At 72.1% G+C, this 24,425-nt stretch carries 26 protein-coding genes and 2 pseudogenes; 14 read left to right on the top strand and 14 right to left on the bottom strand.

Annotation, left to right across the window (positions count from 1 at the left end):
- The coding region (locus ACFW1A_RS10590; RefSeq protein ID WP_380407240.1) for an alkaline phosphatase family protein at positions 1–209 on the bottom strand (209 nt) is incomplete at its 3' end.
- Between the two features lie 387 nt (positions 210–596).
- On the opposite strand from ACFW1A_RS10590, the gene ACFW1A_RS10585 reads away from it, so the two are divergent.
- Entirely contained in the window at positions 597–1,343 is a 747-nt protein-coding gene (locus ACFW1A_RS10585) for a G1 family glutamic endopeptidase (RefSeq protein ID WP_380407238.1), read from the top strand.
- Here the strand turns inward: ACFW1A_RS10585 and ACFW1A_RS10580 are convergent.
- Complete coding sequence (locus ACFW1A_RS10580; protein WP_380407236.1) at positions 1,296–2,396, bottom strand: GlxA family transcriptional regulator; 1,101 nt, start codon at positions 2,394–2,396, stop codon at positions 1,296–1,298. The genes ACFW1A_RS10585 and ACFW1A_RS10580 overlap by 48 nt on opposite strands.
- A gap of 86 nt (positions 2,397–2,482) precedes the next feature.
- Here ACFW1A_RS10580 and ACFW1A_RS10575 point away from each other — a divergent pair.
- The 3 genes and pseudogenes from ACFW1A_RS10575 (at position 2,483) to ACFW1A_RS10565 (ending at position 5,264) form a co-directional block, all read left to right on the top strand.
- Positions 2,483–3,096: pseudogene (locus ACFW1A_RS10575) on the top strand (cysteine hydrolase family protein).
- Between the two features lie 114 nt (positions 3,097–3,210).
- Positions 3,211–4,455 carry an MFS transporter gene (locus ACFW1A_RS10570; RefSeq protein ID WP_380407234.1) on the top strand — a complete coding sequence of 415 codons (1,245 nt, stop codon included), beginning with the start codon at positions 3,211–3,213 and terminating at the stop codon, positions 4,453–4,455.
- Between the two features lie 44 nt (positions 4,456–4,499).
- Positions 4,500–5,264 (top strand): class I SAM-dependent DNA methyltransferase, encoded by a 765-nt coding sequence (locus ACFW1A_RS10565; RefSeq protein ID WP_380407232.1) that lies wholly within the window; start codon positions 4,500–4,502, stop codon positions 5,262–5,264.
- Between the two features lie 102 nt (positions 5,265–5,366).
- Here the strand turns inward: ACFW1A_RS10565 and ACFW1A_RS10560 are convergent, their stop codons facing one another.
- From ACFW1A_RS10560 to ACFW1A_RS10535, 6 genes are all read right to left on the bottom strand, one after another.
- The gene (locus ACFW1A_RS10560; protein WP_380407230.1) at positions 5,367–6,221 is read right to left on the bottom strand and encodes an alpha/beta fold hydrolase; all 855 of its coding nucleotides are present in this window, start codon (positions 6,219–6,221) and stop codon (positions 5,367–5,369) included.
- Positions 6,218–6,811, bottom strand: coding sequence for a TetR/AcrR family transcriptional regulator (locus ACFW1A_RS10555; RefSeq protein ID WP_380407228.1), 594 nt, complete (start codon positions 6,809–6,811; stop codon positions 6,218–6,220). The genes ACFW1A_RS10560 and ACFW1A_RS10555 overlap by 4 nt, the downstream gene beginning before the upstream one ends.
- A gap of 408 nt (positions 6,812–7,219) precedes the next feature.
- Complete coding sequence (locus ACFW1A_RS10550; RefSeq protein ID WP_380407226.1) at positions 7,220–7,801, bottom strand: cupin domain-containing protein; 582 nt, start codon at positions 7,799–7,801, stop codon at positions 7,220–7,222.
- A gap of 515 nt (positions 7,802–8,316) precedes the next feature.
- A complete protein-coding gene (locus ACFW1A_RS10545) occupies positions 8,317–8,565 on the bottom strand; it encodes a hypothetical protein (protein ID WP_380407224.1) in 249 nt (82 codons plus the stop codon).
- Entirely contained in the window at positions 8,523–9,074 is a 552-nt protein-coding gene (locus ACFW1A_RS10540) for a hypothetical protein (RefSeq protein WP_380407223.1), read from the bottom strand. The genes ACFW1A_RS10545 and ACFW1A_RS10540 overlap by 43 nt, the downstream gene beginning before the upstream one ends.
- Positions 9,064–9,576, bottom strand: a complete 513-nt coding sequence (locus ACFW1A_RS10535) for a SigE family RNA polymerase sigma factor (protein WP_380407221.1) — start codon at positions 9,574–9,576, stop codon at positions 9,064–9,066. Before ACFW1A_RS10535 ends, ACFW1A_RS10540 begins: the two co-directional genes overlap by 11 nt.
- Positions 9,577–9,960: 384 nt before the next feature.
- On the opposite strand from ACFW1A_RS10535, the gene ACFW1A_RS10530 reads away from it, so the two are divergent.
- From ACFW1A_RS10530 to ACFW1A_RS10515, 4 genes are all read left to right on the top strand, one after another.
- Entirely contained in the window at positions 9,961–11,151 is a 1,191-nt protein-coding gene (locus tag ACFW1A_RS10530) for a hypothetical protein (RefSeq protein ID WP_380407219.1), read from the top strand.
- A gap of 474 nt (positions 11,152–11,625) precedes the next feature.
- The gene (locus ACFW1A_RS10525; protein ID WP_380407217.1) at positions 11,626–11,955 is read left to right on the top strand and encodes a DHCW motif cupin fold protein; all 330 of its coding nucleotides are present in this window, start codon (positions 11,626–11,628) and stop codon (positions 11,953–11,955) included.
- A gap of 368 nt (positions 11,956–12,323) precedes the next feature.
- The gene (locus tag ACFW1A_RS10520) at positions 12,324–12,710 is read left to right on the top strand and encodes an ester cyclase (protein WP_380407215.1); all 387 of its coding nucleotides are present in this window, start codon (positions 12,324–12,326) and stop codon (positions 12,708–12,710) included.
- Positions 12,711–12,867: 157 nt separating this feature from the next.
- A complete protein-coding gene (locus tag ACFW1A_RS10515) occupies positions 12,868–13,659 on the top strand; it encodes a class I SAM-dependent methyltransferase (protein WP_380407213.1) in 792 nt (263 codons plus the stop codon).
- Positions 13,660–13,880: 221 nt separating this feature from the next.
- Here ACFW1A_RS10515 and ACFW1A_RS10510 read toward each other — a convergent pair whose 3' ends face one another.
- Entirely contained in the window at positions 13,881–14,570 is a 690-nt protein-coding gene (locus tag ACFW1A_RS10510) for a 2-phosphosulfolactate phosphatase (RefSeq protein ID WP_380407211.1), read from the bottom strand.
- A 252-nt stretch (positions 14,571–14,822) separates the two neighbouring features.
- Here ACFW1A_RS10510 and ACFW1A_RS10505 point away from each other — a divergent pair, with 252 nt between their 5' ends.
- The 5 genes and pseudogenes from ACFW1A_RS10505 to ACFW1A_RS10485 all read left to right on the top strand — a co-directional run bounded on the left by ACFW1A_RS10505 (position 14,823) and on the right by ACFW1A_RS10485 (position 19,518).
- A complete protein-coding gene (locus ACFW1A_RS10505; protein WP_380407209.1) occupies positions 14,823–15,449 on the top strand; it encodes a class I SAM-dependent methyltransferase in 627 nt (208 codons plus the stop codon).
- Positions 15,450–15,958: 509 nt separating this feature from the next.
- Positions 15,959–16,366: a hypothetical protein gene (locus tag ACFW1A_RS10500; protein WP_380407207.1), complete on the top strand. Its 408-nt coding sequence runs from the start codon at positions 15,959–15,961 to the stop codon at positions 16,364–16,366.
- A 323-nt stretch (positions 16,367–16,689) separates the two neighbouring features.
- Positions 16,690–17,502, top strand: a pseudogene (locus ACFW1A_RS10495) (MerR family transcriptional regulator); the annotation flags it as partial.
- Positions 17,503–17,677: 175 nt separating this feature from the next.
- A complete protein-coding gene (locus ACFW1A_RS10490; RefSeq protein WP_380407205.1) occupies positions 17,678–18,862 on the top strand; it encodes an alpha/beta hydrolase family protein in 1,185 nt (394 codons plus the stop codon).
- Positions 18,863–18,885: 23 nt separating this feature from the next.
- Entirely contained in the window at positions 18,886–19,518 is a 633-nt protein-coding gene (locus ACFW1A_RS10485; protein ID WP_380407203.1) for an AAA family ATPase, read from the top strand.
- A gap of 88 nt (positions 19,519–19,606) precedes the next feature.
- On the opposite strand, the gene ACFW1A_RS10480 is transcribed toward ACFW1A_RS10485, so the two are convergent.
- Both ACFW1A_RS10480 and ACFW1A_RS10475 read right to left on the bottom strand, forming a co-directional pair.
- Positions 19,607–20,104 (bottom strand): GNAT family N-acetyltransferase, encoded by a 498-nt coding sequence (locus tag ACFW1A_RS10480; protein ID WP_380407201.1) that lies wholly within the window; start codon positions 20,102–20,104, stop codon positions 19,607–19,609.
- A gap of 87 nt (positions 20,105–20,191) precedes the next feature.
- Positions 20,192–20,770, bottom strand: coding sequence for a TetR/AcrR family transcriptional regulator (locus ACFW1A_RS10475; protein ID WP_380407199.1), 579 nt, complete (start codon positions 20,768–20,770; stop codon positions 20,192–20,194).
- Between the two features lie 67 nt (positions 20,771–20,837).
- Between ACFW1A_RS10475 and ACFW1A_RS10470 the strand changes: the two genes are divergently transcribed.
- Positions 20,838–21,908: an epoxide hydrolase family protein gene (locus tag ACFW1A_RS10470; protein WP_380407197.1), complete on the top strand. Its 1,071-nt coding sequence runs from the start codon at positions 20,838–20,840 to the stop codon at positions 21,906–21,908.
- Between the two features lie 21 nt (positions 21,909–21,929).
- Here ACFW1A_RS10470 and ACFW1A_RS10465 read toward each other — a convergent pair whose 3' ends face one another.
- The 3 genes from ACFW1A_RS10465 to ACFW1A_RS10455 form a co-directional block, all read right to left on the bottom strand.
- On the bottom strand, positions 21,930–22,301 hold the full coding sequence (locus tag ACFW1A_RS10465; RefSeq protein WP_380407195.1) for a hypothetical protein: 372 nt from the start codon (positions 22,299–22,301) through the stop codon (positions 21,930–21,932).
- A 370-nt stretch (positions 22,302–22,671) separates the two neighbouring features.
- Positions 22,672–23,559, bottom strand: a complete 888-nt coding sequence (locus ACFW1A_RS10460) for an SUKH-3 domain-containing protein (RefSeq protein WP_380407193.1) — start codon at positions 23,557–23,559, stop codon at positions 22,672–22,674.
- A gap of 328 nt (positions 23,560–23,887) precedes the next feature.
- Positions 23,888–24,277, bottom strand: a complete 390-nt coding sequence (locus ACFW1A_RS10455) for a DUF302 domain-containing protein (protein WP_380407242.1) — start codon at positions 24,275–24,277, stop codon at positions 23,888–23,890.
- Positions 24,278–24,425: the final 148 nt, after the last annotated feature.

Below are 24,425 nucleotides of genomic sequence, written 5' to 3'. Positions count from 1 at the left end.
AAGCCGCGCACACCCTTCATGGTGCCGAAGTAGTGGTCGAAGGACCGGTTCTCCTGCATCAGCACGACGATGTGCTGGACGTCCTGGACGGTCCCCGTGGTGCCCTGGGGGGCGATGGCGGCGGCCCGCGCGATGCTCTGCGACAGGGTCGAGAAGGCCAGGGCGGCGCCGGAGAGCCGGAGGAAGTTGCGGCGGTCGAACTCGGGCATGGGCGGACCTTCCATGGGGGAGGGGTCGGGCTGCCGATCAGGAAAACTTGTCCGAACAACTCCTCGCTGGCTGGCCAGTGACGACCCGCCGTCGGGCAGGCGAACGCATGCGCTGAGCTGTGCCTGACATGACAGCAGAGAGCCAAAATGACGTCAAGTGTTTGATTGGCGTTCATATTTTGCAGATTCGAGCAGGCTGCCTCCGGGGCGCTCGCACTCTTGTGGGACCGCGAGCCGGTGCCTAGCCTTTCGGGACGCGCACCCCCACGTTCCCGAACCGCGCACCTCGGCACGCCCCGGCGCCGCGCGCGCCCCGCAGCTCCGCATGCCCTCGCACCTCCGCACGCCCCTCGCCCTGCACGTCGAGATCCGCTGGAGGAAACCCCCATGACGCTCCGTCGACTCCGCTCCACCGCGCCGGCCGGCCCGGCCCCGGCGCTGGTCGCCCTCGCCCTCGCCCTCGCGCTCGCCGCCGCCGTCCCCGCCGCGGCCGCCACCGCCCCCGCAGCCCCGGCGTTCCCGCACTTCGACCACGTCCCGCACGCGAACCAGATCTGGGGCGGCTACGCCATTACGGGCCAGAAGTTCACCTCCGTCAGCGGTAGTTGGAACGTACCGGCGCTGGACTGCAGCACCGCCCGGAACAGCGCCGTCTCGCCGTGGATCGGCATCGACGGCTGGAGCTCCAGCACCGTCGAGCAGATCGGCTTCGACCAGGACTGCACCAACGGCACGCCCGGTTACTACCCGTGGGTCGAGATGTACCCGGCGAACTCGATCTACTTCACCGAGACCGTGAAGGCCGGCGACCACATCACCGCCTCGGTCTCGGTCAGCGGCACCACCTTCACCCTCACCGAGGCCGACACCACCCAGGGGTGGACCAAGACCTACAAGAAGACCGGCAGCGACCAGCTCTCCTCCGCCGAGGCGATCGTCGAGGACCTCGGCAGCAACATCCCCGCGGTCGCCAAGTTCGACCCGGTCGTCTTCACCAACCTGACCGCCAACGGCAGCCCGTTCGCCGCCGCCGGCACCGCGAACGCCACCAGCATCGAGCGCGGCAACACGCTGCTGACGAAGAACTCAGCTCTCAGCGGCGGGAGTTACACGCTCAGCTGGCTGCACGCCTGACCTCGCTGGGGCTGCCCCGACCGGCCCGGTGGTGCGAAAGCGCGCCCGGTACTCGGTCGGGGTGGTCCCGAGCCGCCGGCGGAACGCCCGGACGAGGGTGTCCACGCTGCCGAATCCGCAGGCTCCCGCCACGCGTTCCAGCGTGCCGTCGCCCGACTCCAGCTGCTGGCGGGCCCGTTCGACCCGGACCGACTCGACGTAGGCACTCGGCGTGGTGCCCAGCTCGGTCTTGAAGATCCGGGTCAACTGCCGCTCCCCGACGTGCGCGTGCGCGGCGAGCTCGGCCACCGTGAGCGGCGCGGCCAGGTTCGCCAGGATGTGGTGCCGCAGCTCCTCGATCCGCCGGGTGGTGGCGACCTGCTCCAGCGGCACGCTGAACTGGCTCTGTCCGCTGGGTCGTTTGAGGTACATGACGAGCTGCCGGGCGACCCGCAGTGCCACCGCCTCGCCGAAGTCCTCGGCGACCAGGGCGAGCGAGAGGTCCAGGCAGGCGCTGATCCCGGCGCCGGTCCACACGTCGCCGTCGCGGATGAAGATCGGGTCGGCGTCGACCCGCACCGCCGGGAACTCGGCGGCCAGTTGGTGCGCGGTGGACCAGTGGGTGGTGGCCCGGCGGCCGTCCAGCAGTCCGGCGGCCGCGAGCAGGTGCGCCCCGACGCAGACCGAGGCGACCCGCGCGGCCCGCCCGGCGAGCAGACGCACCTGCTCGACCAGGGCCGGATCGGTGAGCGCCCGCACCCGCCGGTCCCCGTCGACCTCGACCGCGCCGGGCACGAGGAGGGTGTCGATCCGCCGGGCGCGCGCCTCGGCGAAGGTGAGGTCGGGCAGCACCCGGACCCCGGCGGCGGTGGTGACGGGGCCCAGGGTCTCGGCGGCCAGCACCACACGGTAGCCGGTGGGGGAGGGCAGTTCGCGCTGGACCAGCGAGAAGACCTCGGGCGGTCCGGTCACGTCCAGCAGGTCGACGCCCGCGAACAGGACGATCACCACGAGCCGTTCCACTGCCGGACCCCCTCCTCGTACCAATGTCGGTTTCTGCAGGTTAGACGACATTGCCGACATTGGAGCCCCGGACCTAGCGTTTTCGGCAGGCGGCCCGGGAGGAACGGGCCGCGGATCCCGAGAAGGTGGGTACTGCCATGACCACGAGTGCGGCCGCTGTTGCGTCCACGACCACGCTGCGCGACCTGACCGGTCTGGATCCGGCGCCGGCGGCGCTGGCCGACGCCGCGCTGATCATGATCGACTTTCAGAACACCTATGTGGGTGGGGTGATGGAGCTGGACGGCTGGTCGGCTGCACTGGAGTCGGCCGCCGCCTGCTGGCCAGGGCGCGCGAGCTGGGCACCCCGGTGATCCACGTGGTCAACGACGGCGGCCCGGGCACCCCGTACGACATCCGGGCGGAGATCGGGGCGATCCACCCGAGCGTGGCCCCGATCGAGGGCGAGCGGGTGGTGGTGAAGCAGGTGCCGGACGCCTTCGTGGGGACGGAGTTGGGCGACCTGGTGGATGCGGCAGGCCGCACCGACCTGGTGCTGGCCGGCTTCATGACCCACATGTGCGTGGCGTTCACGGCCGCCGGCGCCTTCCTGCGCGGCAACCGACCCACTGTCGTGGCGGACGCCTGCGCCACCCGGGCGCTGCCCGCGCCCGGCGGAGCGGTCTCGGCCGAGCAGCTGCACCAGGGCGCGCTGGCCACGATCGCGGACCTGTACGGCGTGGTGGTGCCGCACGCGGCCGCGCTGCGGTGAGGAGCAGCTGAACGACTCCCAGGGCCGAGGAACTTCTGCGCCACCTCTGGCGGTTCCGCCCCGGATCACTAACATGAGTGTCCCTCGTGTTTTCGGATCAAGGGTGGGAGAGCCGTGGTGGACCGGACCGAACTCCCGGACGCGCTCGCCGAACCGTGCAGACCGGTGCGCCCGGCCTGGACCGCCACACTCAGTCTGGCGAACCTGGGCGTGTTCCTCGGCTTCTTCACCCCGATCCAGATCCTGCTGCCGCTCCAACTGGAGCGGATCGACGCCGCGCACAAGGCGGTGCTGCTCTCCTGGGTCACCGGTGTCGGTGCGCTGATCGCGATGCTGGCCAACCCGCTGGCGGGCGCGCTGTCCGACCGGACCACCGGCCGGTTCGGCCGCCGCCGGCCGTGGATCCTGGCCGGCTCGGTGCTCGGTGCGCTCGGGCTGCTGCTGACCTCCGTTCAGCACACCGCGGTCGGCATCGCCGTGGGGTGGGCGGTGGCGCAGCTCGGGCTGAACGTGATGCTGGCCGGGACCACCGCCCCGGTGGCCGACCAAGTGCCGGTGGCGCAGCGGGCGGTGGTCTCCGGCTGGACCGGGATCAGCCAGTCGCTCGGGCTGGTGGTGGGCGCCGTGCTGGTGACCACCGTGGTGACCGGAGTGCTGTCGGGGTACGCGCTGACGGCGGGCGCGACGGTGGCGCTGGGGCTGCCGTTCGTGCTCGGCTTCCGGGAGCCGGTGCTGCGGACCCGGGCCGTGTTCAGCCTGCGCGCGGTGCTCAAGGGCTACTGGGTCAGCCCGCGCCGCCACCCCGACTTCGGCTGGGCCTGGGTGACCCGGTTCCTGATCAATCTGGGGAACGCCATCGGCACGCTGTACCTGCTGTACTACCTGACGGACGCGGTGCACTACCGCTCGCCGGACCAGGGCGTGCTGATCCTCACCGCCGTGTACACGCTGGCCGCGCTGCTGACGGCGATCCCGGCCGGACTGGTCTCCGACCGCAGCGGTCGGCGCAAGGGTCTGGTGCTGCTCTCGTGCCTGGTGATGGCGGCCGCCGCCGTCGTGCTGGCCGGGGTGCACACCTGGCCCGCCACGGTGCTGGCCGCCGTCGTGCTCGGCGCCGGATACGGCGTCTACCTGGCGGTGGACCAGGCCCTGGTCACCCAGGTGCTCCCGGCCGCCGCCGACCGGGCGAAGGACCTGGGCGTGATCAACATCGCCAACTCCGGCCCGCAGGTGCTGGCTCCGGCGCTGGCGGCCCCCGTCATCGCCTACGCGGGCGGCTACGCCGGACTGTACGCCCTCACCGCGGTGCTCACCCTGCTGGCAGGCGTGCTGGTGCGCCGGATCCGATCGGTGGCCTGACATATTCGTCGGCGTGCTGACGGCCCCTCAGGTACGGTCCTCCGGTGATCGATGACGACGGGTACTTCGGCGAGCAGGTGGCGAAGCGGTACGACGCCTCCACGGACAGCGAGTTCCGGCCGGAGGTGGTCGCCCGCACGGTGGACTTCCTCGCGGACCTGGCCGAGCGCCCCGAACTCGCCGGGGGAGCAGGGGCCGTGGAGTTCGGGATCGGCACCGGCCGGATCGCCCTCCCGCTCGCCGAGCGTGGTGTGCCGGTGCACGGGATCGAGCTCTCGCGGGCGATGGTGGCCGAGCTGCGGGCCAAGCCCGGCGGCGAGGCGATCGGTGTCACCATCGGCGACTTCGCGACCGCCAGGGCGGACGGCGGACCGTTCTCGCTGGCCGTCCTGGTGTTCAACACCATCATGAACCTGCCCACCCAGGAGCGGCAGGTGGCCTGCTTCCGCAACGCGGCCGCCCATCTGGCCCCCGGCGGCTGCTTCGTGATCGAGGTGATGGTCCCCGAGCTGCGGAAGATCCCGCTCGGCCAGAACATCGTCCCGTTCGCCACCGGCCCGACGACCTACGCCTACACCGTCTACGACACGGTGACCCAGGACGCCACCTGCCACTACATCAACCTCGCCGCCGACGGCCGCGCCGAGTCCCGCTCGATCCCGTTCCGCTACGTCTGGCCCGCCGAGCTCGACCTGATGGCCCAACTCGCCGGCCTGCGCCTGCGCGAGCGATGGGGCGGCTGGGCCCGCGAGCCGTTCACCGAGGCGAGCCGGCAGCACGTGTCGGTGTGGGAGAAGCCGGTGGAATGATGCCCGGCCCGTCGGGGGCGGGGGGCGGTGGGCCGCGCAGGACGGCGGTGCCTGTCGCGCTGGGGTGCCTGCCGCGCGGTGCTGCCTGTCGCGCGACGGTGCCTATCGCGCGGGGGCGCCGTCGAAGGCCTTCCGCAGGAGCGCGCCGAACTCGGCGGAGTGCGTGGTCAGTCCGACGTGCCCGCCGGGAAAGTGCAGGAGGTCCGTGCCGAGGCGTTCGGTCAGCTGGGCGGCCGGACGGTAGGGCAGCTCTCCGCGCGAGTCCTGGCCGCCGGCGAGCACGAGCCGGTCCGACAACGTCGCCAGCCGGCGGACGTCCGGGACGTAGGACATGAAGCTCGGCACGATGCGCCCGACGAAGTACGGCAGGTCGGCCATCGTCTGCTCGGCCCGGGCCGCTGCCTGCGGCGGAAGCTCGATCTCGATCTCGGCCTTCGGCTCGGCGCCCTTGCCGTCCTTCGTCAGGCCGGCGGCGAACACCGCCATCGCCGGTGCCAGGCCCTGCGAGTGGAACGTGGCCTGCACGCGGGCGAGGAGCGCGCGGTGCTCGGCGGCATCGGGCAGGACCTCGACCACCGGCGGCTCGTGCGCCACGACGCGTTCGACGCGTTCGGGGTGGGTGGTGAGCAGATGCAGGGCGACGATCGCGCCGGAGCTGGAGCCGAACACCCGGGCGGGCTCGCCCGGCGACAGCAGGTCGAGTATCCGGAGGGCGTCCTCGGCGTGTTCGGCCACCCGCTGTTCGGCCTCGGGGTCGTCCAGCGTGCTCCGGGACATGCCGCGCGGATCGTAGGTGGCAACCGTGTGGTCGGCGGCCAGATCGTCGGCGATCCCGTCGAAGGAGGCCGCGCCACCCGTCCCGCCGGGAATCAGCAGGAGGAGCGGGCCCCGGCCGCGCACTTCGTAGTGCAGGGTCGCACCGTTCACGCGCAGGCTGCCAACGGTCGGGTGGGTCATCGAGCGTCTCCTTCTCGGGACGGGGGCCAGTGCTCCAGGAGGACGTGCAGGGCGTCGAGGGCGCGGAGCCAGGAGTCCTGCGCCGGGCGCTGGTGCGCGAACCCGCCCGCGGCCTCCAGGGCGACGAAGCCGTGGAACGTGCTGCGCAACAGCCGTACGGCGTCGGTCAGGTCCGGCTCGGTCAGCCCGTAGCCGCGCAGCATGCCGTAGGTCAGCTCGACCGCGCGCCGGGGTCCCGGTGCGTTCGCCGCCAGTTGTGGGTCGATCCGGATCGGGATCTGCGTGGCCGTGTAGCGGCCCGGGTGCTGGTGGGCGTACTCCCGCCAGGCGTTGGCGAAGGCGACCAGCGCGTCCTTGCCCGCCCGACCGGCGGTCGCCTCCGCGATGCGCAGGGTCTTCTCGTCCGCCGCCAGCAGCGCGATCCGTCCGCGCAGGTCCTCCAGGCCGCGCACGTGCGTGTAGAGGCTCGCGTCCTTCACGCCGAGCCGCCGCGCCAGTTGGGACATGGTCACCTGCTCCAGTCCGACCTCGTCCGCCAGCTCGGCGCCCGCGACCGTCACCCGCTCCGCCGTCAGCCCGGCCCGTGCCATCGGTCCTCCCATGGATCCTAGTGGTCCTAGGTATAACCTAGGACTACTAGGTTCGCCAAGCGGACAGGCAACCGGTGGCCGGTGGCCGTGGCGGGAACCGGCCGCCTTTGCGTGCGGATGCCCCGCGGTCATCGCGCGTGCCTGCGTTCGCGAGTGCGACGCGTTGCGCTCCGACCCGCACGGACAACCCGTGCACAACGCCGCGGCTGGAGCCCGGGCGCGTATGTCGGGCCGGACAGTTCGCGTGACTGCCGAGGCCGGCCGAGGGCAACGGCGTCGGCTCGCCGACCGGACCGCGTCGGTTCGCTCCGCCGACCCGTCCCACCTGCACCCCATCGCGAGCGGCCCGGAGTTCGACCGGGTCGACTTCGACGCCGGGCTCGGCCCGGAGCCGACCTTCGGGCGGCGTCAGCCCTGCGGCTCGGCCGGGAGGGCGTACAGGCTCGGCAGGTTGACCACCACGGCCTCCTGGGTGCTGCGGGCGATCACCACCACGGCCTCCTCGACGGGGTCGGGATTCTCCTCGCGGTGCGGCACGAACGGCGGGACGAAGATGTAGTCGCCGGGGCCGGTGCGCAGCCGCACCTCGACCGGCTCACCGCTGGAGTCGTCCACGAAGACGAACTCCGGGTGGCCGCTGACCACGTGGATGGCGGTCTCGGATTCGCCGTGATGGTGGTCGGAGGAGGCGGTGGAGGGGGCGACGTGGGTCTGGCCCATCCAGAGCTTGGCCGAGCCGACCGTCCGGCCGCTGATCGCGGCGAACCGGCGCATGCCGCCGGTCTGCGCGGTATCGCTGTCCAGGGCGTCGGCGCGGATGTGGTGCAGCCGGGCGCGCAGCGGCGCGGTGGCCGGGTGCGGGTGGTCGGCGTCGAGCAGGTGCGGGTGGAAGCCACTGCCGGCCTCGGTCACGGGGGCGGCGCCGTTCTCCGGGCAGGAGGTGCCGGTGCCGCCGTCGGCCGGGTGCGGGTGGCTCGGGGCGGTGGACATGGCGACTCCCTGGCGGCGTACGGAAGAGCGGGCGGTGACAGGGCCGGCTGGCGGAGCGGCGGACGACGGTGCGACGGACGGCAGTGCGGCGGACGACGGTGCGACGGGCTGCGGAGGGCGGCGATGGCCCGGCTCCCGGACCCGCTGCCGGAGTCTACTTCGGCGACTCGTCGCCGACCGGATCGAGGAGTACCACCGCTTGGGCATCGAGGAGGCGTACCAGGTGGGGGAGGGCGTCCTGCCGCCGCTCGCCGCCCGCGGGCTCTGGGGCGTCCGGGTTGATGCTCCGGCTGGAGGCCCCCACTCTCCCCGGCCGGCGGCCCGGCCACACTCGTCGACCGCAACTCCTCCCTCGACGGCACCAGGTTGGCGTCAGTGATCGCACGCCGGTGCGCCTGGGCGGACGCGACATCGACGCTCGTGCACAGACTCTCGTGCACAGGCTGCGGAACCTCGCCCCGGGGCTCGTTTCCCGCCGCGAAGTCGTAGGCCGCAGGTGGATTGCGGATGCCTCGTCAGATCGACGAACCCCGCGAGTCGAGCCGAACGAGGTGGAGCGTCATCGGCCGGTAGCGGGCATCGAGGTCCCCGCGGACCGCGTCCAGGTCGGGGACTCCGATCCCGACGCCGCTGCCGTCCACCGCGGCAGCGGTCGAACTGATCCACACGCCTCGGCCGCGCCAGTACGGGATGCCGTCAGTGACCCGCTCCTTCCACTGCATCAGCTGCTGGTTCGAGTACTTCGCGTCGACGAACCGCAGCACCACTCCGGGGCGGCCTGGGCGCGCACCACCTCGTCGAAGTCGCTGCCGCGCACCCGGTAGAGGTAGAGCGTGTGGCCTGGCGGGTCCATGCACACGCCGCTGTAGAAGTCCTGGTAACTGCTCTCGCCGATCCGCTCGGCCACCTCGGCGGACCCGTCGACATAGGGTCCTGGCACCGGCAGTGGCGAGCCGGCCACCGAGCCGGGTGCCGCCGGACGAGCTGGCGGGGCGCTGGTGCAGTGCGCCGGGTCCCAGGCAGCCGGCCGTGCGGCCAGGCGGGGCAGTCCGAACTGATTTACCGTCACCGCCGTGCCCAGCACAGCCGCGAGCGCGACCACCGCGCCGGTCACTCGGGCCGCCCGGCGGGGTAGCGCGCGCCGGCTGCCGAGCCGCCGCAGTTCGGCCAGCGGTGGCTCCACCGGGCCGTAGCCGCCCGCGGCCGCGTGCAGACGGGCCGTCAGGTCGTCTTCGAAATCGTCGTCCTCCTCGTCCTCCTCGTCAGGCGTCATGGTCGACCTCGTCCTCGCGTCCGTGCGCCAGTTCGACGCGCAGCGTCTTCAGGGCGCGGGCCAGGTGGGTCTTGGCGGTCGCCTGCGAGCAGCCCAGCTCGTGTGTCACCCGGGCGGTCGACAGGTCAAGGTAGTACCGCAGCACCACCGCTGCCCGCTGGCGGGGCGGCAACGCCCGCAGCGCCGCTTCGACCACTGGATCCCGTTGCGACTGCTCCGTCGACCAGTCGGGCAGGACCCCGGTCGGGACCTCCCGCCTGACCCGGCGCCAGCGGGAGACGTGAGTGCCCCTCATCGTGCGGCGGCCGTAGCCCTCGGTCGCTCCCGGATCCCGGATCGCGTGCCGGCGGGCGTACACCTGGGCGAGCGAGTCGTGCAGCAGGTCCATGGCGTCGTGCGGGTCGGCCGCGATCAGGCAGGCGGCCCGGAGAACGGCTGCATAGCGGGCGGCGACGAAACCGTCGAACGCGTCGCCGTCCGCTTCGAACGCTCTCGAGCCCAAACGGCACCCCCGGATCGTCCTGTCGGTCATGCTCCCCGGACGTGCCGGCCCGCCGGAACGGATGACACGATCGCTCGGATCGTACGGACGATCCCGACGCCCCCGTCACCCCACCGGGTTGTGCAGCGGGCCGCCGTGACCACCGGGCGTCAGGCAGCCGGTGATCGGCTCTGCTCCGACGGTGGAGTCCCCGCCCGGCAGTCGGTGGCACGGATCGCTTCTGCGGGCCGCGACGGGCGGCAGGAGCGCTGACAGGTGGTCACCCTGGTCACCCGCCGCCACTCGGGCGACTGATGAACTCCCTTGAACCGGCATGGAGTTTCAACTCCGCAGCGCGGGGATATTCGCTGGCTGCGGTGGCCGATCCGCGGGCACGATGGCCGTGTGTCCGACACCCCCGAACCGCAGAACGCATCCGCCGTCCGAAGCGCACCTCTGATCCGCTTCCAGGAGGCGCTGGTGCGCGCGGGCACCAGATCGTACGAGACCCGAGACTGGAGCGACCTCATCGCTGCGGCGCGCGACCTCGAGGCCGCCGGACACCTTGGCGACGTCGGCGCGGCACTGCACCTGCTCGGCGAGCAACCCCTGGCCGTGCTGCGCCGGGATGCGGCTGTCCGATCCGGGTACGTGCACCGGGTCGGGGGCCCGGGGAGGATCGCGCGGCCTGCCACGATCCCCCCACTGCCGACCACCGGCCCGCTCGTCGTCGCCATCGCCTCCCTCCACCCCGACGGGCGGGTACGCGCACAGACGGTCCGCCCGCTCCTGAACCTGCTGCGCCAGAGCCCGCCGCCGCTTGAACTGCTTCCGTACCTCGTGCTGCGCACCACCGACTGGGCGCCCCCGGTTCGGAACCTCGCCCGCGCGGTGCTGGCGGTGGTGCTGTTGGAGTCTCCGGAGGACCTGGTCGAGGCCGTCGCGCGGGTCGTGGTCCTGACGAACGGACGCAAGCGCGGAGAGGTTGCCCACCAGCAGGTCCTCGCCGCACTGCTCGCGTTGCCGGGGACGACCTGCTTCGACCGGCTCCTCGGCTCACCGGACCGTCGGCTTCGACGCTTCGCCATGGAGGCCGCACTCCTGGCCCGTCGGTTCCCCGTCGAACGACTTGCCGCCCTCGCCGAGACCGACAGCGACCAGCAGGTGCGCGGGCTCGCGGCGGAGGCTGCCGTCCGGGAGGCCGTGTGGACCGACCGGCTCGACCTGGTCCGTCGGCTTGCCGCTGGCCACTGTCCCGAGGTCCGCGCCGTTGCTCTCACCGGACTGCTGCGAGCCGGACAGGCGGAGGAAGTCGCCGGTTTCTTCGGCGATCCGTCGCAGACAGTGCGTGCGGTCTCTCACGAAGCCATCCGCCGCACCGGTGGAGATGTGCTCGAGCACTACCGCGCCGCCGCCCGGGAGCCCAGGCCCTCACCCGGCGCGATCGTCGGCCTGGCCGAGATCGGCGATCGGACGGACAGCGATGCGGTGGTCGCCTTCCTCTCGCATTCGCGCAGGGAGGTCCGCGCCGCTGCTCGGCGGGCGCTACGGACACTGGACGTCGTCCCGCCGCTGCTTCGCGACCCTCCCCGGTGAATCGTCCGCCGGGCGAGGAGCGCGCTCCTCCTCCGTACCGACCTGCTGCCCGCAGGGTTCGCGGACACGAGGAAGCGGCAGACCTGGCCTGCCCGAGCGTGAACACCCCCATCGCTGACCTTGGCCTGCTGTCGGCGACTGGCCGGCGGCGCCCAGGGCTCCGTTCGCTTCCCGGTGGGTGCGGTCGGCTGGATCACCGGCAGGGCCGGTGGGGTCAGGGCTTGCCCGGGTGAGTGAGGCGGTTGGTCGCAGGCGCCCGCAGCCCATGAATGGGGATGGCGGGGCCGGACGTCCACTGCCGCGGCCTGATGCTGGTGCCACTCAATCGGCCTCACACCGTCAGCACCGTTGCGGGCAGCGGGGCGGAGCCGATGGCTCGGCACTGGTGGATCTTCAGGCAGTAGGGTTCGGGCAAGTCAGGCGTGGACCGTTTCGGGGATCGGCGGCAGGCGCCGGTCGGGGGAGGAGCAGCTGATGGACATGGTCGACATTCCTTTCGGGACGACCGACTGGTCGACGGTCGAGGCAACCGTGCACCCGGGGGAGAGCGGCACCGCGACGTGGCGCACCCGCGAGTTCGGGGCCCTGCGGGTCCGGATGGTCGACTACAGTCCCGGCTACCTTGCTGACCACTGGTGCGACCGGGGTCATGTCCTCCTGGTCCTCGAGGGGACGCTCACGACCGAACTGGCCGGCGGGGAGAGTGTCACGCTGGAGGCCGGGACCAGCTACCAGGTCGGGGACGGCGTCCGCGCGCACCGCTCCAGCACCCGTCACGGCGCCCGGCTGTTCATCGTCGACTGACAGTGATGGAGATCGCCACCGCTGCGGGTGACCAGAGCACGAACGTGAGCCAGGCTCCGCGACGGTGGCTGGGTACGGCGGGACGAGCTGGTGGGGCAGGTCGACCTCGGACAAGTGGCGCCAAGCGGTGAACGGCATGGCGTGTGAGATGTCCGCCGACCAGCGGTAGGTGTCGGTGAAGAAGCTGGGCGCGAGGAAGAGCACCAGGAACATGGCCACCACGGAGGCGGCGGTGTGGCGGATCAGGACGCCGAGGCAGAGCCCGGCCCGTGCGTAGACCGGGGCGAACAGCGCAGCCGGTGACGGGGTTGCACTCGGCTCTGGCGTCGTCACCTCGGCGTCGCCCACGGAGTTCATCAGGGGGAGCCATGTCGACCGCACGACTCGAAGCGAACAAGCAGACCGTCCTGGCCTTCTACCGGGCCGCGATCAACGACAAGGACCACGCCGCGGCGTCGAAGCTGCTCAGCCACGGCTACGTCCAGCACAATCCCCGGATCGCCGACGGCCTGGAGGGCTTCCGGGAGTTCGTCGAGACCCTCCGGGCGGACTTCCCGCACCTGCGCGCCGAGGTGAAGCGGATCTTCGCCGAGGGCGACCACGTGATCGCCCACGTCCACGGCGTCCGGGTGCCCGGCGGCCCCGGCACGGCGATCGTCGACATCTTCCGCCTGGAGGACGGCCGGATCGCCGAACACTGGGACGTCATGCAGCAGATCCCGGACGAGGCGCGGAACCCGAACGGCATGTTCTGACCGGACCGCCGACGCGGGCCTTCCCGCGGCTCGCGGAGCCCGTGGGCGCGCCTCGACCCCGCCAATCCCGTTGAGCCTGCGCCGGTGATCGTGTTGGCTGGCGGCACCGAACCGTCCGCGCGGCTGATGTCCGCCCGTCAGTAGCAGGGAGTGGAACGTGCAGGACCCTGTCGTCGACCCCGCTGCCTACAACCGGGCAGCCTGGGACAAGTACGTCCAGGAGGGCAACGAGTGGTCGACGCCGGTGAGTGCCGAGGAGGTCGAGCGCGCCCGCAGGGGCGACTGGTCGATCGTCCTCATCGGGCGTGAGCCGGTCGACCGCTCCTGGCTGCCGGCGGACCTGACCGGCAAGGACGTGTTGTGCCTGGCCTCCGGCGGTGGCCAGCAGGGTCCGATCCTCGCCGCCGCAGGGGCGCGGGTCACCGTGTTCGACAACTCGCCCCGCCAGCTCGGCCAGGACCGGACGGTGGCGGCGCGCGACGGACTTGAGCTGCGCACCGTCCTGGGTGACATGCGCGACCTCGGCGCCTTCGGCGACGCCGCATTCGACGTGGTGTTCCACCCGGTCTCGAACCTCTTCGTGCCCGACGTGGCACCGGTCTGGCGTGAGTGCTTCCGCGTCCTGCGACCGGGCGGAACCCTGCTCGCGGGCTTCCTCAACCCCGACGTGTACTTGTTCGACCACGAGGCCCTCGACGAGCGCGGCGAGCTGGTCGTCGTGCACAAGCTGCCCTACAGCGATGTCGCGCAGTACTCCGCCGAGGAACGCGCCACCAAGTTCGGCGCGGATGCCGCTCTGGAGTACAGCCACACCCTTGCCGACCAGATCGGCGGCCAACTCGCCGCAGGGTTCGTGATCACCGGCTTCGCAGAAGCACCGGACGGATCCAACGCATCCGCCTCGTACATGTCGACCTACGTCGCGACGCTGGCGCTCAAGCCGGGCTGACCCGGCCGCGGCGCCGGCCGAGACGGCCGTGAGCCACCCCATGCCGTCGACGACGTGGCCGGGCAGTCAGATGGTGGGGGACAACCTCCGACCTCACCCGAGCCCGAGCCCGAACCCGAACTCGAGCCCGAGCCCTCACCCGAGCCCGAGCCCGAGCCCGAACCCGAACCCGAACCCGAACCCGAACCCGAGCCTGGCCGAAGGAAACACCTGCACCGGCCTCACCCCGTAGGCCCGGCGGACGGACGCAGAACCATGAGCGAGTCCTCCAACGTCGCCACGACGGCAAAGGGGAACCGGTCGAGCTCCAGGCAGAGTGCGACGTCATCCGGATGGGCCCCCTCGCGCACCCCTTCCGCCAGTTCGGCCGCGGCGCGTGATGCGCGGGCGCGACGGAGGAACTCGGCTGCGTCTGCGTCTGCGTCCGCCCCGCCCGCCCGGCGAGCGATGTACTGGGCGCACGCCAGGTCCTCCTCGGCCCGGCCGTCCTCGCCGGTGACCACGAACGTGACGCTGTCACACCCGTGCGCCCGCAAGAGCCGGGCGGTTGCCTCCGCCACCACGAACCCGGCGCACAGCACCATCGACGACTCCTTGACTGCGAGCGCGCCGACCGTCCCGGCGGTGGTCTTCTGCACAACGGTCCGTCCGCGAAGGTCGACCGACCGCAGCAGGCCCGGCGAGTTGACCAGGTCGAAGCCGGGCGCGTGCGGACCGTCCTTCAGCGCAACCCAATCCGGGTGGGCAGCCTTGAGGGCCAGGGCTTCATCGAGCGACGCGGCCAGAACGATCTTCTCCGCGCCCCGGGCAAAGAGCCAGGCAGCCACCGTGAAAGCACGCATGACGTCGACCACGACCGCCACGGGCGGGGCTTCGACCAGCTCGGCAATGCCGAGGAAACGAGTGTCCATCGCGACATGATCGCGCACGTACGTCCCGGGGCGAATGCAGGGTGCTGCGAGCACGGGGTGCTGGAGCTGTCACTCACCATGATCAGATGGCCGGCCAGGCGGCGGGGCGGACCGGTGGCACCCCCCAGGGACTGCGGCTGTCCGGGCGGACGCTCGCTCCGGCGGTGAGTCGGCCCGGAGTGTGCCCGACCCTGGGCCCCGGCCCGGTGGGCTGCTCGATGCCAGACTGGTGAGTGAGGGTTGGAGGTCGCGATGGGTTTCTACGCCGAACAGATCGTCCCGCGGATCATCAACGTCGCCTGTGGGGTGAAGGAGGCGGACAAGCTGCGACGCCGGGTCTGCGAGGGCCTGGAGGGCGAGGTGCTGGAGATCGGCTTCGGCTCGGGGCTGAACGTGCCGTTCTATCCGGAGGCCGTCCAGCACGTGGCCGCCGTCGACCCCTCCGACGTGGGCTGGAAGCTGGCGGGAAAGCGGCTCGCGGCGACGTCCGTCCACATCGAGCGCGCCGGTCTGGACGGTCAGGCCCTGCCGTTCCCGGACCACAGCTTCGACGCCGCCCTGTCGACCTGGACGCTGTGCACCATCCCGGACGCCGACGCCGCGCTGCACGAGGTGCGGCGCGTCCTGAAGCCCGGCGGGACCCTGCACTTCGTCGAGCACGGCCTGGCCCCGGCCGCCGACGAGAACGTGCGCCGCTGGCAGCACCGTCTCGACCCGCTGGAGCAGCGGGTCTTCGACGGTTGTCACCTCACCCGGCCGATCGTCGACATGCTGACCACGGCCGGCTTCGTCATCACCGACCTCGACGTCTTCTACGAGAAGGGCGCGCCGAAGCCCATGGGCGCCGACTCGCTCGGGATCGCCGTGTCTCCCGGCTGATGCCTGGCTCGGGCAGGCCGGCTGACGACAGGTCAACCACGCTGCTACTCCCAGCAGGTGAGACAACCGTGCTTGTCGGAGGGGGACGGGCCCGGCGTCGGGGTGGTGGCGACAGCGGGTGTGCCTTGGGCCGGGGTGGCGCTGGACTGCGAGTTGGCGACAGTCAGCAGTGCGGTGACGGCAAGGAGCGCAGCAGCGCAGCGGAGACCGGTTGTCATGATTCGTCGATGTCCTCGGATACGGGGTCGGTGACGGGCGCGGGGGTCCACGGTCGTGTCCCCGGCCCGGGCGCGTCGATGGTGACCGCCCTGTCGCGATCCCATCAAGCCCCAGCCGTGCCCGTTGCACAGATGTGCAGGCGGACGTCGTCCGGCAACTGGTTGCGCATATGTGCACCTTGGCCCGCATCCAGTGACGGCTCGGTCTGAACGCTGCCACGGTTTCCCTCGCTTGCGGTCGACCGCGAGCGACACCGGATCGATCGACCTGAAGGCAGTTGAGGGAGACTCATGGACATCGGAAAGCGGCTCGCCGCAACCGGCGCGATCGTTGGCCTGGCAGCTGCGGGCCTGGTGGGAATCACCGGAACGGCGGCACAGGCTTCCGCAAGGAACTGCCAGATCCTCGCGACCAGGTTCCAGTCGCAGCTCAACGTGTGCGGGGAGAGGTGGAGCGCGGGCGTGGTCTACGCCACCTACACCTTGGAGCGAGCGGGCAGTACGGATGAGCGGGTCTGGTTCAAGGCCGAAACCGGTTGCGGCGAGCTGTATTCGTCGGACAACGACTTCAGCAACCCGGTCGGCGTCAACGGCTACGGCACCGTCATCTCCTGCGCCAATGGTGCTCCGGTGTACTCCGTCGAGGTCTACACGACAGAGTCCGGCAGCCCGTCCAGCAACGGCGTCTACGTGGCCTGACGCTGTCGGCGGGGGTGAACACGACCCCAGCCACGGTCGTTCACCGGGCCCCATCCGATTCGCCAGGAAGCAGACAGTCCGGCCGGCGCGAGGGCTCCCTCCCGCGCGAGGGCTGCCTCCGGCGCGAGGGCTGCCTCCGGCGCGAGGGCTGCCTCCGGCGCGAGGGCTGCCTCCGGCGACGGCGAGGACTTGAGGCAGGGCCACGGAGCACGAGCCGGGCAGCTCGGTGACGCAGCGGTCGCCGACGGTCACCGACGCCGCGTGGTTGGATTTCCCGAGGCCTTGACCCTCACACCGTGTCAGGCGATCAACTCGGAGACATCATGTTCACCATCGGAGACTTCGCCAGACACGGCCGCGTCTCGGTCCGCATGCTGCGCCACTACGACGCCATCGGACTGCTGCGCCCGGCCCACGTCGACCCCGCCACCGGGTACCGCCACTACACGGCGGCCCAGCTGGCCCGGCTCAACCGGGTCATCGCCCTGAAGGAGCTCGGCCTCACCCTGCAGCAGGTCCAGCGGATCCTGGACGAGCAGGTGAGCACCGAGGAACTGCGCGCCATGCTCCGGCTGCGGCGCGCGGAGCTGGAGGAGGCGATGGCGGGGGCGGCGGCCCGGCTGGTCCAGGTCGAGGCGCGACTCCGAGCGATCGAGAGTGAGGGGCAGATGCCCAGCAACGATGTGGTCCTGAAGAGCATCCCGGCCGTGCGGATCGCGGAGCTCACCGCGACCGCCGCCGGCTTCGAGCCCGAGTCCATCAGCCCGGTGATCGGGCCGCTGTACGAGGAGCTGTTCCGCCGGTTGGCCGAGGCGGGCGTCACGCCCACCGGCCCCGGTGTCGCCTACTACGAGGACGCCCCCGAGGGCGGCGGCCGGATCCTGGTGCACGCCGGCATCGAGGTCTCGGCCCCGCTGCAGCAGGGTGCGTTCCACGTCCACGACCTGCCGGCCGTGGCCGAGGCCGCGACGGTCGTGCACCGCGGGCCGATGGACGACGTCCTGCACACCGGCCAGATCCTGGCGCGGTGGATCGACTCCAACAGCTACCGCTCGTCCGGGTACCCGCGCGAGGTCAACCTGGAGTGCCCGGAGGACCGGGCGGAGTGGGTGACCGAACTGCAGGTCGCGGTGAGTGCGGTCGGACGCGTCCGCCCCCGGGTGTACACCCGGGGGCGGACGGTGGCCCGCCGACCCTCGCCGGCGGGCGGATGCGTCCGCCCCACGCCACCTGACAGCGTGTCAGCACAGCAGGGACACGACCGAGGGAGGGGTTCCCATCACCAGCACGCCGTTCACGAACCGCGAGGGAATGTCGCGCCGCCGCATGCTCGGCGCCGCGTTGGGAGTCGGGATCGCCGCGCCGCTGGTGTCGGCCCGGCCCGGGTGGGCGGCCACGGGGGGCGCCGTACCCGGGCCGGCCCGGCTGGTCCTGCCGACCCCGACCGGGCCGCACCCGGTGGGGGTGGTGGACCTGGTGCTGACCGACACCGCGCACCTGGATCCGGCCGCCGGGCCGGGCCGGTACCGGGAGTTGGTCACCAGCATCTGGTACCCGGCCCGCGAGGCCCGGCACCGGGCGCAGGCGCCCTGGATGGCCGAGGGCGCGCTGCGCGCGTTCCTGGCCGACGGCGGCTACCCGTTGGACGCCTCGCTCGGTCCGCTGACGGCCGGTCACCCGGGTGCCCCGGCGCACCGCGGTGAGCGCCGCAGCCCGGTCCTGCTGTACTCGCACGGGGCGCACTCGCACCGCTCCGACGCCACCATCACGGTCCAGGAACTCGCCAGCCACGGGTACGTGGTGGTCACCATGGACCACACCTGGGACGCGTTCAGCCAGTTCCCGGACGGTCGCGTGGTCAACCCGTGGGACAACACCTACAACACCGGCTCCCAGTTCTTCGCCGACGACCTGCGGCTGGTGCTGGACCGGATCGAGGAGCTCGCCGCGGGCCGCAACCCCGACGCCGGGCTCCGGCCGTTGCCCGAGGGGCTCGCCGAGGCTCTCGACCTCGACCGGGTCGGCATGTTCGGGTGGTCCAAGGGCGGCGCGGCCACCGCCCTGGCGATGGCCGCCGACCCGCGGGTCAAGGCCGGCCTCAGCCTCGACGGGACGATGGCGCCGGTGATCACCACCGACCTGGACCGGCCGTTCATGATGATGACCGCCGTCTTCACCCGGGCCGGGCAGCCCGGGCAGCCCGAACCGGCCGAGTTCTGGTCGCGGCTGACCGGCTGGCGCCTGAACGTCCAGGCACAGGGCGCGGTGCACGGCTCCTACACCGACGGCCAGTACCTGATCCCGCAGGCGGCGAAGCTGATGGGCATGACCGACGCCCAACTCCGCCAGCAGATCGGCACCCTGGACCCCGACCGCGCGGTGCGGATCCAACAGGCCTACCCGCTGGCCTTCTTCGACCAGCACCTGCGCCACCGCCGCAGCCGACTGCTGGACGGCCCGTCGGCGGCCTTCCCGGAGGTCGCGTACCTCCCGTAGCGAAACGCCCGTAGGCTCGGGCCATGCTTCTGTGGATCAACGGCCCGCACGGCGGCGGCAAGACCCAGACCGCGCACGAGGTGCAGCGCCGGCTGCCCGGCAGCGTCATCTGCGATCCGGAGCACGTCGGCTTCGGGCTGCACCGGATGACGCCGCCCGGGCTGCGCGGCGACTTCCAGGACTTCCCGGCCTGGCGGCAGGGCGTGCGCGAGGTGCTGGAGCTGACCCTGGGCCGGCACCCGGGCCCGGTGATCGTGCCGATGACCGTGACGGACCCCGGCTACCTCGCCGAGATCCTCGACCCGCTGCGCGCACGCGGCCACCGGATCCACCACTTCGCCCTGCTCGCCGAGCGCGAGACGGTGCTGAACCGCCTGCGCGAGCGCGGCTTCGGCCACCTGGTGAAGGTGGTCGGCGGCAAGGACGTGCCGCTGCGCCGGGAGTCCTGGGCGGTCGCCCGGCTCGACCACGGCCTGCAGCAGTTGGGCCGCCCCGAGTTCGCCGAGCAGCTCTGGACCGACCACCTCACCGTCGCCCAGGTGGCCGACCGCCTGGCCGCCGCGAGCGACCTGCGCCTGCTCCCGAACACCGACAGCGCCCTGCGCGGTCGCCTGCGCCGGGCGCTGACGGGGATCAGGCACATCCGCCTGGACTAGGCCCGCGACCGGCAAGCCTCGCGGGGCGGACGACCATCGGCCACTGCGGCGTGGGAGTGGCGGACCGAGGCCGCTTGACCGGCGCGCCCTACAGGGGCTCGCTCCGTGCGCCCAGGTCCTTGCTCAGCAGGGTCCCGCGCGGTCCGAAGCCGGCCGAGGAGTAGAAGCGGACGGCTCCCTGGTTCGACGCGAAGATTCCGGCATACAGGATCGAGACTCCGCGCTCCACGGCGGCCTGCTCCGCGGCCGCCAGCAGGGCCGACCCGACGCCGGCACCGCGGTGCCCGTCCAGCACGACGGTGTGGACCTCGGCGGCGCGCCGGGGAGCCAGGATCTGATGGTCCGGGGGATCCGCCAACAGGACCACCTCCACCATGCCCGCCGCCTCACCCGCCGCCTCCGCGACCAGCACGACGACCTCGGACCCGGTCGAGAGCACCTCCTCGAAGTGCCTGCGCACCGCCTCGACGTCGGGTACGCGGTAGATGCCCGGGTCGAGTTGGACATGCCGTTCGGCATTCGCGAGACGCAGACGGACAAGTGCGGGCACGTCGTCCCGCTCGGCGGCCCTGATCAAGATCGACACAGGTGGAGCCTGCCACCCCGCCGACCGGGACCACAAGGCACCGGGGCACGTCGAAGCCGCACGGATCGGGCCGGACCGCGAGGCGCGTTACGGCGCGTCCACCAGCCGTTGGACGGTGTCGGCGATCCAGCGTTCGAGCGCCTCCGTGTCGCCGAGGTCGTCGCGCAGCACGCGCAGCCGCGCGGAGATGCCGAGGACGAAGACGTCGACGGCCCGGGCGCGGGCGTCGGCCTCTTCCTCGTCCATCCCGTAGTGCAGCAGCAACTGCTGTAGCGGCTCCAGTGATTCGCGGTCGAGGAAGGTCGACAGGGCGTCGGCTGCCTCGCCGCGTTCGCCCGCGGCGCGCAGCAGGACGAGGAGCGGGTCCTCGCCCTCCATGCCGGTCCACCGGTCGACGATGCCCCGGGCCATCCGGCGGCCGAGGGAGTGCCGGGGGCCGTCGAACATGCGGTGGAGTTCGAGGTGGACTTCGGAGGCGGCGACGAAGAGCCCGTCCTTGCCGCCGAAGTAGCGGGTGATGAGGTTGGGCGACACCTCTGCGGACGCGGCGATGGCACGCACCGTCGTGCGGGCGAACCCGGTGCGCGCGAACTCGCGGCGAGCGGCGGCGAGGATCCGTTCACGGGTCTGCGAGGCGTCCTTGGGGCGTGGCGTCGCGGTGTGCATGTCGTCAGGGTATCGGCACCCCGGCGCGATGTATACGCGTGAACACATGATGTGTATGGTTGTACACATGACTCTGCCGTTCAGCCCTGTGACCGATTCCGCTCTCGACGACCTGCACCGACGCCTCGCCGGGACGCGCCGGCCGCTGCTGGCCGGCGGCGCCGGGTGGGAACGGGGTGCGGACCCGGACTTCCTCGCCCGCCTGCTCGATTCCTGGCGCGGTCGCTACGACTGGCGGGCCCACGAGGCCCGCATCCTCGGCCTGCCGTGGGAGAAGGTCGGCTCCGGCGACCGCACGCTCCACCTGGTGCACCAGCGCGCCGACGCCGACGCGCCTGTGGTGGTCCTGCTGCACGGCTGGCCCGACTCGGTGCTCCGTTTCGAGCGGGTGCTCCCGCTGCTCGAAGGCCTGAACGTGGTGGTCCCCGCCCTTCCGGGCTTCCCGTTCTCGCACCAGCCGGCACGGCCCGGGATGACGACCGCGGCGATGGCGTCACTGGTGGCCGACGCGACCCGGGCGCTCGGCTACGGGCGGTACGTCGTCTCCGGCGGCGACATCGGCGCGGACGTCGCCGAGCAGCTCGCCGCGCTGCACCCGGACCGGGTCGCGGCGCTGCACCTGACGAACGTCTCGCCGCTGCACGCGGTCTTCGCGGACCGCTCCACCCTGGGCGCGGAGGAGCTCGCCCACCTCGCCACCGCGGCCGCGTGGCAGCGGGCCGAAGGCGGGTACATTGCGCAGCAGTCCACCAAACCGCACACGCTGGCGCCCGCGTTGGCGGATTCGCCTGCCGGGCTGGCGGCCTGGATCTGCGAGAAGCTGTGGAGCTGGTCCCACCTCCCGTTCGAGGAGGACGTCCTGCTCACCTGGATCAGCGCCTACTGGTTCACGAACACGATCGGAACCTCGTTCACGCCGTACGCCGAACTCGCGCCGCCGGTGCCGTTCGTGGCGACGCCGACCGTCCTCAGCGCCTTCGCGCACGACACCAAGCCCGCACCCCGCTCCTTCGCCTCCCGCTTCGTCAACGTGCGGGAGTTCATCGAGCACGAGAAGGGCGGCCACTTCGCGGCCTGGGAGCAGCCGTTGCCCTACGCGGAGGACCTCCGCCGGGCCGTCGGGCTCGCGGACCGGTGACCCTGCCGGCGGGCGGCCGCCCTAGAGTGCCGTGTACCCCTTCTCCGCGTGGACGGTCGTCCAGCCGGGGAACTGGTGCTCCAGCGCCGAGCGGGCCTTGGCCAGGTCGCCGTCGACTCCCACATCTATGGTGCCGGAACCGGTAATTCGGGACGACGTGACCTTGAAGCCGTCCCCGCCGGCGCGGTCGATCCAGAACTGGGCGACGAGTTGCTGCGCCGTGTGCGAGCCCCCGTCGCCCGGCTGGTAGGGGACGGCGGTCGTTTCGCCCGGGAACCGCGCATCGAGCGCGGTGCGGGCCCTGGCGAGGTCACCGCAGACCGTCACGCGGAACCGGTTCGGACCGGTGTCGGTGACACCGCAGACCGTGAAGCCGTCGCCGACGGTGGACATGATCCGTCCCTCCGCGTCCGTGGGCGAGGGGGCCGTGAACGGCCGGGCCCCGTGGTCGGTCCCACAACCGGCAAGCGCCAGCAGAGCCAGCGCGGTGAAAAGCGTGCGACGCACCACGGGGCCGACCTCCGGATCAGGTGTCGAGGGTGAAGCCGAGGGTGTTCACGATGGCAGACCTTCCGAGGTGCGATCCCGGTGTCCGCCCGAGCGCACGCTGTGGACGCTGTACAGCGCCGCCGGGGGCCGGAGCGCGGTGATCCCGACCGGTGTCGCGCGGGGAGCGGGTCGATGAACGGGCAAGCGACCTGCGGGCCCTGGGGGTGCCGGGGAGCCCGTCAGGTGGGACCGCCGTGATCCGCGGCCGTTGGCGTCACGGCCAGCTGGCGCCCGGCCCGTCGCGCAGCAACGCCGCGATGCCGCCGTTGTCGGCCTGGTGGGCATCGATCTCCACCGGCTCCGCGCCGGGCCGGTGGACTGTCAGGAGAACGGCTTCGCCGTGTGGTGGGCGGAACCAGCGGCTCAACTCCCGGGCCAGGACGGCATCGCCACCGGTTGGGCCGAGTGTGACCGCGAGGGAGCTCCGGCGCGGTCGTGGGGTCGGGTGGGAGGTGCGCACGTCGAGCAGGTCCGGGGCGGCGCGGAGTGAGTCGGCGAGGGACTCGGCCGCCGTCGGGGCCGCCTTGCCGGTCACGTCGATCCGCACGTGGACGGGGTCTCCCAGCGTCGCGGCGGTGGGGGGTATCGGGCGGCGACGGCGCGCGGGGCGGCGGTGACCCGACGGTCGCAGTGGAGTGGCCGGGGTGCGGGCGACCGGCCCCTGCAGGGGGCGGTAGGGTCCGGTGGCCGTCATCAGTCGGAGCAGCCCCTCGGCAACGGTCCGGCCGAGGAGGCTGATGTCGTCCCAGGCGTAGTAGAGCGCGCCGGATGCACCGAGCAGGTAGTGCCCGGTGCTGCCCGGCAGGCCCAGTCCGACGACGCAGAGGTCCTCGCCGACTCGGCGGCAGTAGGGGGACAGGGAGTGCACGTGGCCGGCGCCGCGGCCGAGGTCCACTCCGGTCCCGGTCTGCGGGGCGCGCGGGTTCGGGAACCGGAGCGTGAGGCCGGCGAACTCGGCGAGGAACCTGAGCGCGTGCGGAGGGAGGGCACGGCCCGAGGACTCGAAGTCCGCGGCTGCCCTGGTCAGGGCCAGGCCCGACCAGCGATCGGGGAACCAGCCGGCGGACAGCAGGGCGAGCTCGACGCGTGGGTCGAAACGCATGGTTCTTCTTCGCGAGTGACTGATGGAACGTCAGAGCGACTGATGGTAGCGGTTGGGGGAGGGGCAGCGGCACCCCGTGCTGCGGTGGCGAGGGGGCCCGTCGCTCGGGTGCCCCCTCGCCGCTGCCCTCACCGGCGGCCGAAGAGCTTCGCCAGCCAGCCGCCCGCCTCCTCCTTGGTGCAGGAGCAGCGCTGGTTCTTGGGCACGCCCGCCAGTACCTGCTCCACGTGCATCCCGCACCCGGCATAGCTCGCCTTGCCGCACCTGCGGCAGACCACTCGTCGGCACATGGTTCTCGTTCGTCCTTTCCGGGGTCCGGTGGTGGGGGTCAGGCCTGCAGGGCGGCCAGGGCCGCGCGCAGGCGGGTGCCGGCTTCGTCGGCGATCGCGGTGAGTTCGGGGTGGCCGGTCACCCGGACCATGACGTCCGGGTTCATCGCCTCGACCACGGTCGCCCCGTCGGCCGTGCGGACCACCACGTTGCAGGGCAGCAGCAGGCCGATCCGAGGGTCGGCCTGGACGGCGCGGTGGGCCAGCGGCGGGTTGCAGGCGCCGAGGATCAGGTAGTCCGGCAGTTCCGCGCCGATCTTGGTGCGCAGGGTGGCCTGCACGTCGATCTCGGTGAGGATGCCGAAGCCCTGCTCGGCCAGCGCGGCCCGGACCCGCTCGACGGTCTCGGCGAAGGGCCGGTCGAGGGTGACGGTGATGCCGTAGTCGATGCCGTGGTCCGTGCCGTGGTTCATGTCGTCGTTCTCCTGCGTCGGTGCTGACCCTGGTGAGATACCCCCATGGGTATTTTCCAGGGTAGCGGACGCCGGAGCGGAACGACGTGCCGGGGGAGCGCCGGCAGAAAACGTCGGACCCGGC

This window comes from Kitasatospora sp. NPDC058965, assembly GCF_042741245.1.
Lineage (GTDB): Bacteria > Actinomycetota > Actinomycetes > Streptomycetales > Streptomycetaceae > Kitasatospora.
The sequence above is the reverse complement of the archived record's forward strand: the minus strand, read 5'-3'. Positions and strand labels throughout refer to the sequence as shown.

Bases quoted from the DNA above. Each gene is read 5' to 3' on its own strand.
- ACFW1A_RS10555 (WP_380407228.1), bottom strand. From the start codon at position 6,811: ATGGCACGGGCCGGGCTGACGGCGGAGCGGGTGACGGTCGCGGGCGCC.
- ACFW1A_RS10550 (WP_380407226.1), bottom strand. From the start codon at position 7,801: ATGTCCACCGCCCCGAGCCACCCGCACCCGGCCGACGGCGGCACCGGC.
- ACFW1A_RS10520 (WP_380407215.1), top strand. From the start codon at position 12,324: ATGTCGACCGCACGACTCGAAGCGAACAAGCAGACCGTCCTGGCCTTC.
- ACFW1A_RS10500 (WP_380407207.1), top strand. From the start codon at position 15,959: ATGGACATCGGAAAGCGGCTCGCCGCAACCGGCGCGATCGTTGGCCTG.
- ACFW1A_RS10525 (WP_380407217.1), top strand. From the start codon at position 11,626: ATGGACATGGTCGACATTCCTTTCGGGACGACCGACTGGTCGACGGTC.
- ACFW1A_RS10580 (WP_380407236.1), bottom strand. From the start codon at position 2,396: ATGTCGTCTAACCTGCAGAAACCGACATTGGTACGAGGAGGGGGTCCG.
- ACFW1A_RS10485 (WP_380407203.1), top strand. From the start codon at position 18,886: ATGCTTCTGTGGATCAACGGCCCGCACGGCGGCGGCAAGACCCAGACC.
- ACFW1A_RS10585 (WP_380407238.1), top strand. From the start codon at position 597: ATGACGCTCCGTCGACTCCGCTCCACCGCGCCGGCCGGCCCGGCCCCG.
- ACFW1A_RS10510 (WP_380407211.1), bottom strand. From the start codon at position 14,570: ATGGACACTCGTTTCCTCGGCATTGCCGAGCTGGTCGAAGCCCCGCCC.
- ACFW1A_RS10465 (WP_380407195.1), bottom strand. From the start codon at position 22,301: ATGTCCACCGTCGGCGACGGCTTCACGGTCTGCGGTGTCACCGACACC.
- ACFW1A_RS10470 (WP_380407197.1), top strand. From the start codon at position 20,838: ATGACTCTGCCGTTCAGCCCTGTGACCGATTCCGCTCTCGACGACCTG.
- ACFW1A_RS10460 (WP_380407193.1), bottom strand. From the start codon at position 23,559: ATGCGTTTCGACCCACGCGTCGAGCTCGCCCTGCTGTCCGCCGGCTGG.
- ACFW1A_RS10560 (WP_380407230.1), bottom strand. From the start codon at position 6,221: ATGACCCACCCGACCGTTGGCAGCCTGCGCGTGAACGGTGCGACCCTG.
- ACFW1A_RS10505 (WP_380407209.1), top strand. From the start codon at position 14,823: ATGGGTTTCTACGCCGAACAGATCGTCCCGCGGATCATCAACGTCGCC.
- ACFW1A_RS10490 (WP_380407205.1), top strand. From the start codon at position 17,678: ATGTCGCGCCGCCGCATGCTCGGCGCCGCGTTGGGAGTCGGGATCGCC.
- ACFW1A_RS10540 (WP_380407223.1), bottom strand. From the start codon at position 9,074: ATGACGCCTGACGAGGAGGACGAGGAGGACGACGATTTCGAAGACGAC.
- ACFW1A_RS10475 (WP_380407199.1), bottom strand. From the start codon at position 20,770: ATGCACACCGCGACGCCACGCCCCAAGGACGCCTCGCAGACCCGTGAA.